The organism is Biomaibacter sp. TOL (genome assembly GCF_059717795.1).
Genome location: NZ_AP046092.1, coordinates 510,243 through 525,295, shown reverse-complemented (window position 1 = coordinate 525,295; position 15,053 = coordinate 510,243). Strand labels below are relative to the sequence as shown.

13 protein-coding genes are annotated in these 15,053 nt (G+C 41.1%); 11 read left to right on the top strand and 2 right to left on the bottom strand.

Going from position 1 to position 15,053, the window contains the following annotated elements:
• Positions 1–21: 21 nt before the first annotated feature.
• The 6 genes from AC6I1H_RS02705 to AC6I1H_RS02680 all read left to right on the top strand — a co-directional run bounded on the left by AC6I1H_RS02705 (position 22) and on the right by AC6I1H_RS02680 (position 5,882).
• Positions 22–831 carry an alkaline phosphatase family protein gene (locus AC6I1H_RS02705; RefSeq protein ID WP_497739492.1) on the top strand — a complete coding sequence of 270 codons (810 nt, stop codon included), beginning with the start codon at positions 22–24 and terminating at the stop codon, positions 829–831.
• Between the two features lie 15 nt (positions 832–846).
• A complete protein-coding gene (gene phnX, locus AC6I1H_RS02700) occupies positions 847–1,683 on the top strand; it encodes a phosphonoacetaldehyde hydrolase (RefSeq protein ID WP_497739491.1) in 837 nt (278 codons plus the stop codon).
• Entirely contained in the window at positions 1,664–3,022 is a 1,359-nt protein-coding gene (pbfA, locus tag AC6I1H_RS02695) for a (R)-1-hydroxy-2-aminoethylphosphonate ammonia-lyase (protein ID WP_497739490.1), read from the top strand. Before phnX ends, pbfA begins: the two co-directional genes overlap by 20 nt.
• 32 nt (positions 3,023–3,054) lie before the next feature.
• Complete coding sequence (phnW, locus tag AC6I1H_RS02690; protein WP_497739489.1) at positions 3,055–4,170, top strand: 2-aminoethylphosphonate--pyruvate transaminase; 1,116 nt, start codon at positions 3,055–3,057, stop codon at positions 4,168–4,170.
• 249 nt (positions 4,171–4,419) lie between these two features.
• Positions 4,420–5,202, top strand: a complete 783-nt coding sequence (locus AC6I1H_RS02685) for a DeoR/GlpR family DNA-binding transcription regulator (protein ID WP_497739488.1) — start codon at positions 4,420–4,422, stop codon at positions 5,200–5,202.
• 41 nt (positions 5,203–5,243) lie between these two features.
• Positions 5,244–5,882 carry a thiamine diphosphokinase gene (locus tag AC6I1H_RS02680; protein WP_497739487.1) on the top strand — a complete coding sequence of 213 codons (639 nt, stop codon included), beginning with the start codon at positions 5,244–5,246 and terminating at the stop codon, positions 5,880–5,882.
• Between the two features lie 23 nt (positions 5,883–5,905).
• Here the strand turns inward: AC6I1H_RS02680 and AC6I1H_RS02675 are convergent, their stop codons facing one another.
• Both AC6I1H_RS02675 and AC6I1H_RS02670 read right to left on the bottom strand, forming a co-directional pair.
• Positions 5,906–6,439, bottom strand: a complete 534-nt coding sequence (locus tag AC6I1H_RS02675) for a hypothetical protein (RefSeq protein WP_497739486.1) — start codon at positions 6,437–6,439, stop codon at positions 5,906–5,908.
• Positions 6,440–6,551: 112 nt separating this feature from the next.
• The gene (locus tag AC6I1H_RS02670) at positions 6,552–6,743 is read right to left on the bottom strand and encodes a hypothetical protein (protein WP_497739485.1); all 192 of its coding nucleotides are present in this window, start codon (positions 6,741–6,743) and stop codon (positions 6,552–6,554) included.
• Positions 6,744–7,415: 672 nt separating this feature from the next.
• Here AC6I1H_RS02670 and AC6I1H_RS02665 point away from each other — a divergent pair.
• From AC6I1H_RS02665 to AC6I1H_RS02645, 5 genes are all read left to right on the top strand, one after another.
• Positions 7,416–9,299 carry an anti-phage protein ZorA-like protein gene (locus tag AC6I1H_RS02665; RefSeq protein ID WP_497739484.1) on the top strand — a complete coding sequence of 628 codons (1,884 nt, stop codon included), beginning with the start codon at positions 7,416–7,418 and terminating at the stop codon, positions 9,297–9,299.
• A gap of 22 nt (positions 9,300–9,321) precedes the next feature.
• Entirely contained in the window at positions 9,322–10,134 is an 813-nt protein-coding gene (locus AC6I1H_RS02660) for an OmpA/MotB family protein (protein WP_497739483.1), read from the top strand.
• Positions 10,124–11,509, top strand: a complete 1,386-nt coding sequence (locus tag AC6I1H_RS02655) for an EH signature domain-containing protein (RefSeq protein WP_497739482.1) — start codon at positions 10,124–10,126, stop codon at positions 11,507–11,509. Before AC6I1H_RS02660 ends, AC6I1H_RS02655 begins: the two co-directional genes overlap by 11 nt.
• A gap of 22 nt (positions 11,510–11,531) precedes the next feature.
• Complete coding sequence (locus tag AC6I1H_RS02650) at positions 11,532–14,453, top strand: DEAD/DEAH box helicase (RefSeq protein ID WP_497739481.1); 2,922 nt, start codon at positions 11,532–11,534, stop codon at positions 14,451–14,453.
• A gap of 294 nt (positions 14,454–14,747) precedes the next feature.
• On the top strand, positions 14,748–14,990 hold the full coding sequence (locus tag AC6I1H_RS02645; RefSeq protein WP_497739480.1) for a hypothetical protein: 243 nt from the start codon (positions 14,748–14,750) through the stop codon (positions 14,988–14,990).
• Positions 14,991–15,053 lie beyond the last annotated feature (63 nt).

Below are 15,053 nucleotides of genomic sequence, written 5' to 3'. Positions count from 1 at the left end.
ATATCAAATGGAGGAATCAGAATGGGAAAAGTCATTATGGTTATGATAGATGGATTGCGGTATGACACGGCATGCATGCAGATGGGTTATCTCAATCACCTTGTGGAGAAAAACTTGGCCGCAAGGTTTTTAGTAAAAACGGAATTGCCTACCGTATCCAGGCCTCTGTATGAAGTCCTTTTGACCGGTACCGCCCCTCATGTGAGTGGCATTACGTCAAATGATATTATCCGGCTTTCTGAACAAAAGAGTGTCTTTCATCTGGCTAAGGAAAAAGGATTGAAAACTGCAGCGGCGGCCTACTTTTTTATCAGCGAACTATACAACCATGTGCCTTATGACATTATCGAGGACCGTGAGCAAATGGATGAGAATAGTGCCATACAATACGGCAAATTTTATTTTGATGATTCCTATCCCGATTCTCATCTGATGATAGACGGCGAAATCCTCCGCAGGAGATATGATCCGGATTTTCTGTTAATTCACCCCATGGGCATGGATTATGTGGGCCATCTTTTCGGCCCCGATTCCAAAGAGTATAGAAAACAGGCCATAGAACTGGACAGGTGGTTTGCGCGGTTGGCACCCGGGTGGATGGAAAATAATTACCATATTGTCATCACCGCAGACCACGGCATGAACAACGACGGCTTACACCAGGGTATAAGCCCCGATGAGCGTCATGTACCGCTCTTTACCATAAGCTCTGCTTTTAAGCCGGGATTCTATAGCGAAGAGGTGCCACAGCTTGCCATAGCACCCATGGTTTGCAAACTGCTGAAACTGGAGCTGACAGAGGAAATGAGTACATTTAATATATTAAGTTAATATGGAGGATGTAAAATGTTGGCAAATTATAAAGGAAACATAAAGGCAGTAGTCTTTGACTGGGCTGGGACTCTGGTGGATTATGGCTGTTTTGCACCGGTAGAAGCCTTTCTTGAGCTATTTAAAAAAAGAGACATTCAACTTACGGCGGATGAGGTCCGCACTTTCATGGGACTTACGAAGCGAGACCACATCAAAGCATTGTGTAATATAAAAAGGGTTTCCGATGCCTGGGTGGAAAAGTTCGGTAAAAAGCCCGATGAAGAAGATGTGAATGGTCTTTATAGGGAATTTGTCCCGATTCTTTTGGAGATATTGCCTTATTATTCAAAACCTATTCCGGGGGTTGCAGAGCTCTTTTATAGTTTAAGAAAAAATGGGATTAAGATAGGTTCCACCACAGGATATACGGCTGATATGATGAAAATAGTTGCAAAGAAAGCCGAAGAGTATGGCGTGATACCGGATGTGGTAGTTACTCCTACGGATGTACCTGCAGGGAGACCTTTTCCATGGATGTGCTATAAGAATGCCATGCTGCTGGGGATTTATCCCCAAGAAGCCATGGTTAAAGTCGGAGATACCGTTAGCGACATAAAAGAAGGCCTCAATGCCGGCATGTGGAGTGTGGGTGTAGTGCTGGGTGGTAGTGAGCTGGGGCTTAGCCGGGAAGAAGTAAGCCATATGGACCTGAAACTGCTGGACCAAAAGGTGCTGAAGGCCCGGAAACACTTCAGGCAGGCGGGAGCCCATTACGTCATCGATACCATAGGCGAGTTGGAATATGTAATCCAGGACATCAACATGAGGCTTTTAGAAGGAGAGAAAAATTATGCAGAAGTACGGCCATGAATTGAGACTGGAGGGGGATATAAACATTTCGCCTTACCGGGAAAAATGGATTCTGGATAATATAGACGAAGAAACCAAAAAGTGGCTAAAAAAGGATGCCGAGTTTTTCTTACACCAGTCTTTATCCACACCGTGCCTGGACGTGTTGAATTCATGTAAGGGAATATATCTTGAAGACTTACAGGGCAGGAAGATAATGGATTTTCACGGAAACAATGTGCACCAAGTAGGGTTTGCAAATCCATATGTTATAGATGCCGTCAAGAAGCAGTTGGATATACTTCCTTTTTCTACCAGAAGATACACCAATATAAAGATAATAGAACTAGCCGAAAAGCTTGCCCAAATTGCACCAGGAACTTTAAACAAGGTGTTGTTTGCACCGGGAGCCACTTCTGCCGTTGGAATAGCGTTAAAACTTGCACGCATTGCCACAGGAAGGTTTAAGGTAGTTTCCATGTGGGATTCATTTCACGGTGCTTCGTTGGATGCCATTTCAGTAGGGGGGGAATCAGCTTTCAGTAAAGGTATGGGTCCGCTGTTGCCGGGAGTGGAGCATGTTCTTCCGGTTAACAATTATCGCTGCATAATGGGTAAATGTGATATATGCGATTTAAAGTGTGTAGAATACCTTGGAAATGTGCTGGAGAAGGCGGGAGATGTAGGAGCGGTTATCCTGGAGACTGTCAGAAATACTGATGTGCAACTTCCACCTTCGGGTTATTTCAATGAGATACGAAAATTGTGCGACCGCCATGGAGTTTTGTTGATACTGGATGAAACTGCTATATCACTGGGAAGAACCGGTAGAATGTTTGCTTTTGAACATTATGGTATAGTGCCCGATATGGTGGTTATAGGTAAAGGTCTGGGTGGAGGGATTTTCCCCATGGCAGCCTTAATCGCAAAAGAAGAACTGGATGTAGCACAGCATTTTTCCATAGGCCATTATACCCATGAAAAAAGCCCTGTGGGAGCCGCAGCGGCTCTGGCCACTATAGAATTTATACAAAAAGAGAACTTGCTGGTTCATTGTGAAAAAATGGGCAGCTACATGTACCAAAGGCTTAAAAAACTTAGGGAAAAGTATTCGCTCATCGGAGATGTGAGAGGCATTGGTCTGTTGTTTGCTGTTGAGCTGGTAAAAAATAGAAAAACCAAAGAACCCGCCGTGGATGAAACGGAAAAAATAATGTATTCTTGTCTTGAAAAGGGCTTAAGTTTTAAAATTTCCCATGGAAATATCATAACATTGTCTCCTCCTTTAGTAATCCGGCAGGAGGAAATAGACTTGGCCATAGAGATACTGGATAAGGCTATAGCGGAAGTAAATGAGTGATTCTTAATGCTAAGAAGGAGGAACTAATATATATGAGATTGGATAAACTTCCAGGAAACCCTTATTTGCTGTTTACCCCGGGCCCCCTTTCTACTACTGCCGGTGTAAAAGCTGCTATGCTTAAAGATCAGTGTACCTGGGATGAGGACTATAACGGTTTTGTTCAGGAAATCCGGGAGAGGCTTGTGGGTCTTGCTACAAAAGAAATCCGGGATTACACAGCTATATTGATGCAGGGTAGTGGGACTTTCTGTGTGGAATCGGTCATAGGGTCGGCAATACCCCGGCATGGCAAACTCTTGGTGGTCATAAACGGTGTTTATGGGCGGCGAATAGCGCAAATAGCTGAGATTTTAAACATAGATATGGTTATTTTGGATGACGGGGAGCTTATGCCGCCGGATTTAGGGAAGCTGGAAAATGTTTTAAAAAAAGAGCCAGGCATCACCCATGTGGCGGCAGTCCACTGTGAAACCACCACGGGCATGTTGAACCCTATTGATAAAATAAGTGAAATAGTAAAAAAATACGACAAAGTTTTCATAGTTGATGCAATGAGTAGTTTTGGAGGAATAGAATTTGATGTAGCAAAACTTAAGATAGATTTTTTGATAAGTAGTGCCAACAAATGTATCCAGGGGGTTCCTGGCTTCGGCTTCATCATCGCCGAAAAAGATGCCGTAACAGGATGTAAAGGCCGGGCACGCTCCCTGGCACTAGATTTATACGATCAGTGGCGGACCATGGAGGAACATCACGGCAAATGGCGCTTCACATCCCCCACTCATGCGGTGCTGGCCTTTCATCAAGCGCTGCTGGAACTGGAGGAGGAAGGAGGCATTAAAAAGAGGTATGAACGTTACCGGGAAAATCAGCAGACCCTTTTAAAAGGCATGCAGGATATCGGTTTTAAAAGTCTTCTTCCTTTGGAATACCAGTCTCCAATAGTTACAAGTTTTTTTTATCCTGAAAGTGCCATGTTTGATTTTAAAGAATTTTATAACAGGCTTAAAGCCTGCGGTTTTATCATATATCCTGGAAAGCTCACACAATTGCCTACCTTCAGAATAGGAAGCATCGGGGATATTTCGGTGGAAGATGTAAAAAGATTGGTGGAGACCATTAAACAAAATATATTCTGGAAATAAAAGAAATGGTATAATAGGTTATATAATAGGTTATGGGACACACCTCCTCTTCTGGGGTATGCGTCTGGGGTAGTCGGAGGAATGTCCCCAATGAAGGGGAATATAATGATTTGGGGAACAGATCTCCTTTTCTGGGATTGGAAAACTATAGGAGAGGGAGATATGTCCCCAATGTGGATATTTTGAAACACTCTAAGTGTCACATAATCATAAGTATAATTATTCGCGATTACTATTGGAGGATATTAAATGTCTTTAGTTGGTGAAGATAGGAAGAATTATATTTTAAAACAATTGAATTTACTGGGTAAGGTCGAGACCAGCAATCTTGCAGCTGAACTAAATGTCTCCCTGGAGACTGTCCGCAGATATCTGGAAGAACTGGAGAAAAAAGGAAAATTGACCCGTATCTATGGAGGAGCAGTGAAATTAAATCCAGAACATGAGGAACCACCTCATTTACAAAGGGAAATTAAATTCATAGAGGAAAAAAAGAGGATTGGCAAGGCGGCAGCCCAGCTAGTGCAGGACAATGATATTATAGCCATCGACGAGGGCACCACGACCTTGCAAATGGCGGAATATTTGTTTTATAAGAAGAACCTCACCATATTGACAAGTTCCATTCCCCTTTTAAACCTGTTAATAAGTTTCCGGAAAAACGAATATTTTACAGGAAGTATATTTTTTATAGGCGGCAAGGTAAACCCTGTGCACATGAGAGTTGCCGGTTCCATTGCTGAAAAGATGATGGAATATTTTCATGTGGATAAAGCCTTTATCTCCGCTGAAGGGATTTTGATTAAAAAGGGCATAACTAGCTACGATCCCGACAAAGCGCTGCTTACCAGAAAATATATGGAAAATTCCGAGGAAACCATAGCGCTTTTAGACCATTCAAAGATAGGACTCAGCAAATTTTACAAGATTGCCGATGTGCAAGAAATAGATGCCGTAGTGAGCGATACCCCTCCTCCCGAAGGGTGGCGAGAGGAATTAGAACAGAAAGGAATCCGCTGGATTATTGCTTAGCTGCAGGTTTAAAAATTTTTATCAGAAGGAGTGGATGTAATATGCGAGCTTTAATTTTTTCCGGCGGAGAGATGAAAAAATGCCCCTGCATTAAATCATACCTTGCCAAAGCCGATTTCATAATTTGCGCCGACAGCGGAGTACGCCATGCCTTCGAGTTGGGAGTGGTTCCGGACCTTGTAGTGGGCGACATGGATTCGGTAACACCGGAAGATTTGAAAAAGATAAAGGAACTTGGGATAGACCAGGAAACATTCCCTGCCGAAAAGGATTTTACAGATACGGAGCTAGCCCTGGAAATTGCTTTACAAAGGGGAGCTACAGAGGCAGTAATTTTAGCCGGGATTGGGGACAGGCCCGACCATAGCCTTGCGAATATATTGTTAATGGTGAATTTCAAGAAAAGGGGCCTGGAAGTAAGACTGGCGGGCGGAAACTGGGAGATGTTCCTGATAGAAGGGCAGGTAAAAATATCCGGCAAAAAAAGGGACCTGCTCTCGTTGATTCCATTGAGCGAGGAAGTGTCGGGCATTGAAAGCCGGGGGCTCTATTATCCCCTCAAAGGTGAAACAATACCCATGGGGGCATCCCGGGGGATCAGCAATATTTTTCTTGGAAACGAGGCGATGGTAAAAGTAAAAAAAGGTTTGCTGCTAGCGGTGAAACTTGAGAAGGAATAAAAATCAAAAGTTTAAATCCGGGATTACCAGGCCCGAAGCCTTTTACCTGCGCTATAGGAATAGCTCCCTGCCGTATATACTTGCCATTGATCGGTAGTTATAAAAACTCCGGTTTCTCGGCCCCCGGCAATCTCGGGGTATGTGCCTCCGGAAGAAGCTATAACGGTTCCTCCCGTAGCTGCGGAAAGTTTTATGGAAAAATTTCCTGCGAGATCACATCCAAATAATAATATTTGGGAGCCTCCGGCAAATCGAATATCTCCTTTTTGGATACGGGCGGAAAGGTCTGAAACATAAGCCGCTTTTTTTGTGTCATTGGGGCCGGGCTCGTCGTAGAACCCACTCCAGTTGCTCATGATGATGCCCCGGGGATATGAATGGCTGAAGACCTTGAGCAGATAAATGGCACCTTGATTTTGCGAAAATTCTGCAAGCATGTTCAAAAACTCCTGACCGTTGGAAGGTTTTATTACGATATGGCCCGTCATTTCAGCCCTGTAGTCGAATGCGGCCTCTGTGCCATACCCCTGCGCCGAGATTGCGATGGCTATTGACATAAATTCTGCACCCCGCCTTTCCGGTATATATTTCAATATATTCGTACCAAACTGACCCACCCTGGCTTTTTAAAATTAATCACTGGTATGGGGATACTGTAAAGCCCTGTTTTTACTGTCTTTCAGGCGGCAGCTGGATTATATAAGAATAGTGTAGTATCCTGTCTAGAACTACAGTGACAATAACATCTATGGGTAATGTCTTGGAGATATTATTGGATGAAACCGAAGGATTATCAAAGGTAGCTTTAAGATTTATTTTGTTAAAGAACTTTGCTTTCTTTTGTTTATTTGGTAAAATCATTAGAGGGAATTCTCCTTTCTGGGTGTTTTCCCTACTAACATTTTACCAGAAAAAAAGGGCGATTCCCATTGCTTTACTAAAAAAATATGAATCTTTTTTCGTTGTCAAAAGACGATGTATCAATGTTTTTTATATTTACTTATGAAATCAAAGATTAAAAAATTTCGTTATTATTTTTGAAGGAATTTTATCTTTTTTATCGAAAATATATCTTAAAAAAATTTTACTAAGATTATACATAAGGCGATTGGTAAATGGTAAACGTTTTTTATGTGTTGAATTAATTTAAAGTCTTAGACAAATTCAGAAAAAACCAAAATCAATGAATGTGAAATGTTCGCGACAAATATGTCGCGAATGATGCTTTTTTTAGGAGTATTTGCGACATTGTTTCGGTTAAAATGAATTTTCCGCTCTTTTGTCATTCTCACAAGTATTTCCGGTACAGGAAAGACAAATCTAATTAAGTTATTTGCGAGGTGCTGGGTGCGACGGGTGAAAATGGTAAATTTGAGCTTTATATCTGGAGAGAGAAAAACAACTTTAAAAAGAAATCCCAAGACTGGGAAAAAATCAAAGGGAGAGTTTAGAACCAACATATAACTATTGATAAATAAAAATTGATGAAATTGAGTTTGATTAAGTTTATTTATCAAAGGTGGTGTTTGCTAAATGTTTAGCATAATAGCAATGTGGACGGCTTCTTTTCAGGGTGCAATATTTATTTCTGCACTCATAGTTTCGTGGGCTGTTTATCATTTCATAACTTTTTTTGGTGAGACTAAGAAGCTTCTTATTCAACTAAAACAAGTAAATTCAAAATTGAAAGATTATGAAAACCCCACAAGTTTTGCAGAGGCCTTCGAAGAGTTTAATTTATGGGCATATAATCACGAACTGATAGGTGAGCTCTGGAAACAATTCCATGAAATATTAATCTTACCTGAACCAGATTTCCAACCCTTTGTTATACAAAAAAGTGTTGGGGCAGAAATGCTATTTAGCGAGGCAAATGTTATTCATCCCAGACTCAATTTGCGCTTTTACAATGCCTTTCCAAACTATTTGACCGGAGCTGGAATTTTAGGCACTTTTATCGGTTTAGTTTTTGGTATATTTCTTGCAAAACAAGGTCTTGCCTCAAATGACATAATACAGATGCGAGAATCACTCGGTGGTTTACTTGGAGGAGCTGACACTGCTTTTCTAACAAGTATTGGAGGGCTTTTTTGCTCCATTGCATTTTCCATTTGCGAGAAAAATAGAATAAGACAATTAAATGATGAGCTTGAAACTTTACGCAGTTATCTTAATAAATTGATTATTTCAGTTACCCCGGAACAATTAGTAATTAAAATGTACAATAATTCACTTGAACAAACAAGTGAATTAAAAAGATTTAATAATGAATTGGCGGTATCTATAGCTCAAGCTTTGGATGAGAAACTTGCAGGCAGACTAGTACCTGCACTAGATAAGCTGATTCAAACAGTAGATGGGCTGAGAGCTGACCGTAATTCAACAAATGAAGAGATACTAAGGCAAATGGTTAACGACTTCAAGATTACACTTAGTGAGGCAACCAATACAGAAATGAAAGATCTTCTACATACAATGAAAGAACTTATGAAAAACCTTACAACTATCGGTGATACCCTTGAAAAAAGCCGTGAAGGGTTGCTTAAAGGTTTAGAGGGCGGACTTGCAGTATTCCAACAGGGGGCAGAAGATGTTTCACGCCAATTTAAAGAGACGATTAGAGATTTTCGTTCAGAGATTACAGGAACTTCCCAAAAAGAGATTGAATTACTGTCATCAACTATTCAGAATTTGAACATAGAACTCTTGAATATTTCCGAAGCCATAGATAAAGGCCGTCAAAGCTTTGTCGCCAGTCTAGAAGGAGGTCTTGTAGCTTTCCAACAAGGTGCCGAAGATGTCTCCAAACTCTTCATTTCTAATTTCAAAGTGTTCCAGGATGCAATAGGCCAACTAAGTGCCAGTATAGAAAAAGCAGGAAATGTGGTTTACCAGGTTACGGAAATAGGTGATTGGTGGCGTTCCATTTCCAAGGAAACAACCAGTGAAATAGCCAGTTCTTTACTAATGCTTAGAGAGAGTCAAGACCGCTTGGGAAATATGCTCAATACAATTACCAAAACGCATGAAGAACTTCAGTCTTTAACCCTTGCATTAGATAATTGCGTGGCCACTCTGCAGAAGTCTTCCGAACAATTTGATGAGTCATCGCAAGCTTTACAGCGCCACAATGAACAGATCACCCGTGTTTGGCAAAGCCAAGAGTTACGGTTTGAAGGCCTTGATCAAGAACTTGGGAAGACTTTTCAAGCTATCGACAATGGGGTAAATGCCTATACTCAGCAAGTTAGAAGTTTTATAATGGAGATGGAAAAATTTCTATCAGATGTAATTCAAAAGCTATCCGGAGCTTTAGGTGAATTAAGCGAAGATATAGAGGAATTAAACTACACGGTAAAAGACCTGGTTGATCCGAGACGACAAAAAGATGGCGATTCTTATATTAAATCGGTCTGAGAAATTAAGAAGGTGATTCTATATGTTCAATCGGTTTAGTATTAATGTTCACCAAGAAGAGGCTGGCGACAACTACCTTGTGTCTGTTAGTGATTTAATGTCTGGATTAATTTTCGTTTTTATTTTAACTTTGTTGGTATTTGTTTTACAGTTCAAAGATGCCAGCGAAAAAAATCGTATTGCCGAGGAGCAGAAGAGGATTACCATTGAAAACTTGACGAATGCAAATGCTGTTAGACGACAACTTCTTGCAGAAATTCAAGATTCTTTATCCAAACGCGGTGTTTTAGTTAGGGTAGACTTGGAGCAGGGGATTCTGCATTTGCCGGAAGCCATACTATTCCCGTCAGGAAGCGCAACTTTTCGACCGGAAGGAGAAAAAAACATAAAAATATTGGCAGAAGTTTTAGCTAATGTCTTACCATTGTATACTGGTAGTCCTGAGGAAGATAGTGCCAATAGCGAAGAATCAAAGTACCAGGGTAAGTTAGAAGCAATTTTTATTGAAGGTCACACTGACGACCTCCCAATAAACACACCGCAATTTCCCAATAACTGGACACTTTCTGCCGCACGTGCTATTACAACATACCGGGCTTTAATAAGTATGGAACCGAGCTTGGAACAACTGCAAAATTTTGCAGGTCAACCTATCTTTAGTGTGAGCGGATATGCTGACCAGCGACCGGTAGTTCCTAATGTCGATGATTCCAGCCGGCAAATGAACCGCCGCATAGATCTTAGATTTATAATGGCCACTCCTAAGGTCCCTGAGCCAGTCAATATAATAGAAGAAGAACTTGAGAAAACAGGAGAGAGCCGAGATGTCCAATAACAAAATTATGTTACGTGAATTGGTTACGACCTGGGTTCTACCACCATTGCCACGTTTTCCAGAGCGTCCTGTTAAGCTCGAACAGGCCTGTAAAATTGTGGAGGAATGTTTTAGCGACATTACACCAAAACAGCCAACGAAATACGATCTCGAAGAGACCTTGCGAATCTTAAGACAAGCATGGTTATCGCGACACAAATTAGACAGAGTGGCCTACATTCATTTAAAGCGAGCACCTTATGTTTTATTTCTTGGAGAAAGGCCATGGCTAGGAGAAGATAGTAGGTTTTTACGGGAATACTTCCATATCGTCGCCCAGCGCCCCAGAGCGTCAGTTATCGCTGCTTTGATTCACGTCTTCTTACGTGACTATCCTCAAAATATCAACTCTTTTGAGGATTTACGGCGGGGGATAGCCTATCTTCTTGCGAAAACGGTCTCTAATCGAATTAAAGCTTGGCAGAAACGCTGCAATGATTTTCACCTCTTGGAAACAGATGATATAAACAAATTTACAAGCCTAATCTATAAAAGAGAAAATGAATCTATAGAAGAACTTTTAAAGAATGCCGGGTTAACTGGGGAACTTGCTAGAGGGGGTTTCTTGCAGTCAGTTTTTCTTTATTCTTTGGAAAAGATCAAGAAGAATCTTTGTGATAGACTATCAATGAACGAGCTTAAACGAATAATAGAATTTGCAACGCTGGAAGGCAAATTGCGTTTTCCCAGAGAAAAAGCTCGTCTTGCCGAAACGCTTCTAATGCCATTTGACAATAATGTTCCACCAATTGATATCAAAAACTTAATTAAAAAATTCCTTTTGGAGCAAATGGGACATCCTAGGCTGAAAGTGGGTGCCTGGGCTGGGGTATCGGAAGCAGCTCAAAATGTACTCTTGCGCTGGTTGGCAGAAGAGGCTATTGAAGACTTTTTTGCTCTACTTGATACTACATCTCTTGATCGTCATTGGAGGTACCGACGTGCTTTTTGGAAAGCATATTTAGATTATATAGATGATGCCTGGATCGTTTTAGGGACAAAGGTTTATCAATTAGCCAGACAGTGGCTTCCCAACCGTCGAGGGTCCTATGGCCTCCTTAAAGGAGCTTCCGATCAATCTGTCCTCCTTTTAAAGATTCAAGGTTTAACGGTGGCTGAATGGAGTCACAATGGTAGTTGCCGAATATGGGTCCATGGGAACAACTACGCACCCCCTCTTTATAGAAATTCTTATACTCGAGAGCAGCTTGCTTACGGAGAAGATGAGAGCTTTAAACATATTTATTCCGATAGAGGTTATTGGCAGAGCAAAATAGCTTCCTTTATTTACCAGTATACCAATATCAAGATTACGCCGCGAGACTATATGATTTAATTTGATATAGAGGTGACCATCTTTGGAAACCCAAATAAACTGGTCAATTGAAATTGACGGCGTGCAATTTTCAATAACCCGAAATTGTCAAATTCTATTGCCGGAACAATGGGCTTATGAAATAGCCCCTTCTTCTTCAAAAGTTAAATCTGCAATCCCGATTTTGCTTCGGCTATTGGAGGAAGAACGAATCAAGGAACTTTCTAACGGAGCGGTTCTATTGCCTCACAGCGTTATTGCCAACCTTAGTGAAACAGAGGCGTCGATGCTAGGCCTGCCACCAGTTGCGCCTTATAACTTAGTAATACAAGGAAAAGGTACAATCGACCAACAAAGTTTTAAATTTTTGTGGCGCTTGGTTGATAATAGAGGTAGAAATATAATCGGTCCAAAAATTAAAGGGGCATTTGTTGAGGTTGCTGGGCTTTCTTATCGTTTGGCTGAACCCCTTTATTCATTGATTTTAATTATGGAAAACTATAACGCTGCTCCACCGATGGATATAGAACAGCGGTTTTTAAAATGGGCAAAGATTAGAGAGCTTATATCTGACAATATCGTGGTTGATAGGTATTTAAAAGACATGAGGGTGGTTCTGGGCACAGCATTTACATTAGACGTTTACCTGAATGAACAAGGTGAATTGACTTTTGACCCTGTTCTTATTCGCAAAGAAGTTAGTTCTGCAAATGTTCCTAATGAAGTTCAATTTGAGAATGAATTATCTTCCGTTAAACAAATTCTTCCCGAGGCATATCAGAAAACATTTGCCAATCAATTTCGTAAGTTCTATGACAGTCGTTCTCGTTATGCACTAGGCGGAGGATGGTATCTTGTTATCGATAAACCACTTCAGAAGGCTCTATCCGTAGTGCGCAAAAAAATTGATGCACCTGAATCTGAACGTCGCTCCTTTTTAATGAATCCTTACGCAGCTTTACGCGAAGAACTTGGAGAAGTAATGGATTCTTTACTCCAGCCAGACCAGGATTTAGAGTATTTCTTAGACCAATTGTTTCATGAACCACCTGCATACGGGGAACGTGTCAAAGAGATTGGCCTTTGGACACCTAAGGTACTCCCTTGGATTATTCGTCCCAGAGAACCCTGGCTTCCACCTGAAGAAATGGGGGTTCGGATCGGTGAAAAGGAAGTACGGATTGATAGTCAGAATTTGGGAAAGCTGCGCGAGGAGTTGCAGGAAGCTATACAGGCCGGCAAATCGGAGATTAATTATCAAGATCAACCCATTCCTGCCACTCAGGAAACCCTTGAGGCTCTCGACATTCTAACCGAAACTATATCAGGCCAAGAACCCAAACGACCAACCGTACTCTTGATAAAAGATAATCTAGAGACTTTAGATTACACACGGCCACCACGTCCAGGCCGCGCAAATATAACGTCTGCCCCTACAGTGTTCGATCTTAATCGCCTTAAACCTCATCAAATAAAAGGGCTGCAATGGCTGAAAGAACACTGGTGCAAAGGAAGTCCTGGTGCCTTGCTGGCTGATGACATGGGACTCGGGAAAACCCTGCAGACCCTGGTATTTCTTGCTTGGGTTCAAGAGTTAATGAATTCTGGTCAAATACCAAGGGCTCCTTTCCTGGTGGTTGCCCCCACCGGTTTATTAAAAAACTGGGAAGACGAACATAATAAGCATCTAAGTAAACCGGGCCTGGGCAAACTTATTCGCGCTTACGGTGCAGGATTAAAAGCACTCAAACGTTCAGTTACTTTGGGAGAACGGGGAGAATTGTCCAAAGGAGTACCCCTCTTGTCTTACAAGGCGCTTGAGGAAGCCGATTGGGTATTAACTACTTATGAAACCTTGCGTGACTATCAACACAGCTTTGGTCGCATTCGTTGGGGAGTCATTGTTTTTGATGAGGCTCAAAAGATTAAGACCCCTGGAGCATTAATGACTGAGGCAGCAAAGGCTATGAATTCAGAGTTTGTTATTGCTTTAACTGGAACACCGGTAGAAAACAGGTTAGCTGATTTATGGTGCATCATGGATACTGTCCAACCTGGATACCTAAAAGACCTTAAATCATTTAGCAAGACTTACGAAGATCAATCTGCACAAGAAAACGGTGCCTTATTGGAACTTAAGAGTAGGATTGATGATGCTGAACCCGAACCGCCGAATCATCCAAAACCAATGCTTCGCCGTTTAAAAGGGGAACATCTTTCGGGCTTACCAAAAAAATACGAACATATATGCAAGGCGATTATGCCCAAAATTCAGGCAGAACTTTATTTGGAAACTATCAGAGACGCGAAAAATAGTGAAAGACATAAGGGTGCAATGTTAGAAGTCCTACATCGCCTGCGAAACATCTCCCTTCACCCCCTCCAATATGAAAATATTGACGACAACGAATTCATTTCAGCTTCTGCTCGATTAGTCCAGACAGTAAATATTCTTGACGAAATAAAAAAACGTGGTGAGAAGGCTCTTATTTTTTTGGAATCCATCGAACTACAAAGTGTTTTGCAAATTATATTTCAGCGCCGCTACCAATTACAATCACCACCACTAGTTATTAATGGCAGCGTATCTGGGGATAAACGCAAACGAAGGGTTGATGAATTTCAATCCAGGTCCGGTTTTGATGTTATGATTCTATCGCCAAAGGCCGGTGGAGTAGGTCTAACATTAACGGCCGCTAATCATGTAATCCATTTATCTCGTTGGTGGAACCCGGCGGTTGAGGATCAATGTTCAGACAGAGTTTATCGAATTGGTCAAAATAAAGAAGTTCATATTTACTACCCGATGGCTATACACCCGACTTTAGATAGACATAGCTTTGACATACGCCTACATGAACTCATTGAATCTAAGCGCAAACTTAGCCGAACTCTGCTGACACCACCTGTAGGAACCGATGAAGATATTAAACGTCTTTATGAACAAACGGTTGATTCTGCTTAAAATACCATAGCGAAGCGTAAGCTTTAGAAGGATACAATCAAAGCAAACTGGTTGCATACTCATGTATGGGTTATTTTGAGTTGTTGAGCAGGACAATTTTTAATAATCCTTATGCTTGTGCACAAGAGATTAGAAAACTCTATTTAGACCGAAAAAAATTATTTTATTCTTAAAAATGCGGCTTTTTGTTTTTAGCCTTAGAATAAAAATAGAGGTTTAATAAATAAAATTTCTGTATGAAATAACTTTATATTAACAGATTCAAAAGTTCGACATTAAAAGGAGGAGGTCATTATGGCAAATAGAGATGATTTATGTGATTGGTTATTAAAAGCTCTAAAAGCTAATAATGGTTGTGCTTCTATTGTTGATGTTTGCAAATATGTGTGGGAAAATTATGAGAATCAATTGAGAAACTCAGGGGATTTGTTTTTTACCTGGCAGTATGATATAAGATGGGCTGCTACACAGTTAAGAAAAAGCGGGATAATAAAAGCTGCTGAATTAAGTCCATCAGGAGTTTGGGAACTAGCTTAATTCTTTTTTCATTAATTGCATAAAAGTTGGATAATAGGTTTAAACCCACAAAAGCTCTCCTAG

What these genes read in the sequence shown, in the direction of transcription:
- AC6I1H_RS02705 (WP_497739492.1), top strand. Translation starts at nt 22, where the DNA reads ATGGGAAAAGTCATTATGGTTATGATAGATGGATTGCGGTATGACACG.
- phnX (WP_497739491.1), top strand. Translation starts at nt 847, where the DNA reads ATGTTGGCAAATTATAAAGGAAACATAAAGGCAGTAGTCTTTGACTGG.
- pbfA (WP_497739490.1), top strand. Translation starts at nt 1,664, where the DNA reads ATGCAGAAGTACGGCCATGAATTGAGACTGGAGGGGGATATAAACATT.
- phnW (WP_497739489.1), top strand. Translation starts at nt 3,055, where the DNA reads ATGAGATTGGATAAACTTCCAGGAAACCCTTATTTGCTGTTTACCCCG.
- AC6I1H_RS02685 (WP_497739488.1), top strand. Translation starts at nt 4,420, where the DNA reads ATGTCTTTAGTTGGTGAAGATAGGAAGAATTATATTTTAAAACAATTG.
- AC6I1H_RS02680 (WP_497739487.1), top strand. Translation starts at nt 5,244, where the DNA reads ATGCGAGCTTTAATTTTTTCCGGCGGAGAGATGAAAAAATGCCCCTGC.
- AC6I1H_RS02675 (WP_497739486.1), bottom strand. Translation starts at nt 6,439, where the DNA reads ATGTCAATAGCCATCGCAATCTCGGCGCAGGGGTATGGCACAGAGGCC.
- AC6I1H_RS02670 (WP_497739485.1), bottom strand. Translation starts at nt 6,743, where the DNA reads ATGATTTTACCAAATAAACAAAAGAAAGCAAAGTTCTTTAACAAAATA.
- AC6I1H_RS02665 (WP_497739484.1), top strand. Translation starts at nt 7,416, where the DNA reads ATGTTTAGCATAATAGCAATGTGGACGGCTTCTTTTCAGGGTGCAATA.
- AC6I1H_RS02660 (WP_497739483.1), top strand. Translation starts at nt 9,322, where the DNA reads ATGTTCAATCGGTTTAGTATTAATGTTCACCAAGAAGAGGCTGGCGAC.
- AC6I1H_RS02655 (WP_497739482.1), top strand. Translation starts at nt 10,124, where the DNA reads ATGTCCAATAACAAAATTATGTTACGTGAATTGGTTACGACCTGGGTT.
- AC6I1H_RS02645 (WP_497739480.1), top strand. Translation starts at nt 14,748, where the DNA reads ATGGCAAATAGAGATGATTTATGTGATTGGTTATTAAAAGCTCTAAAA.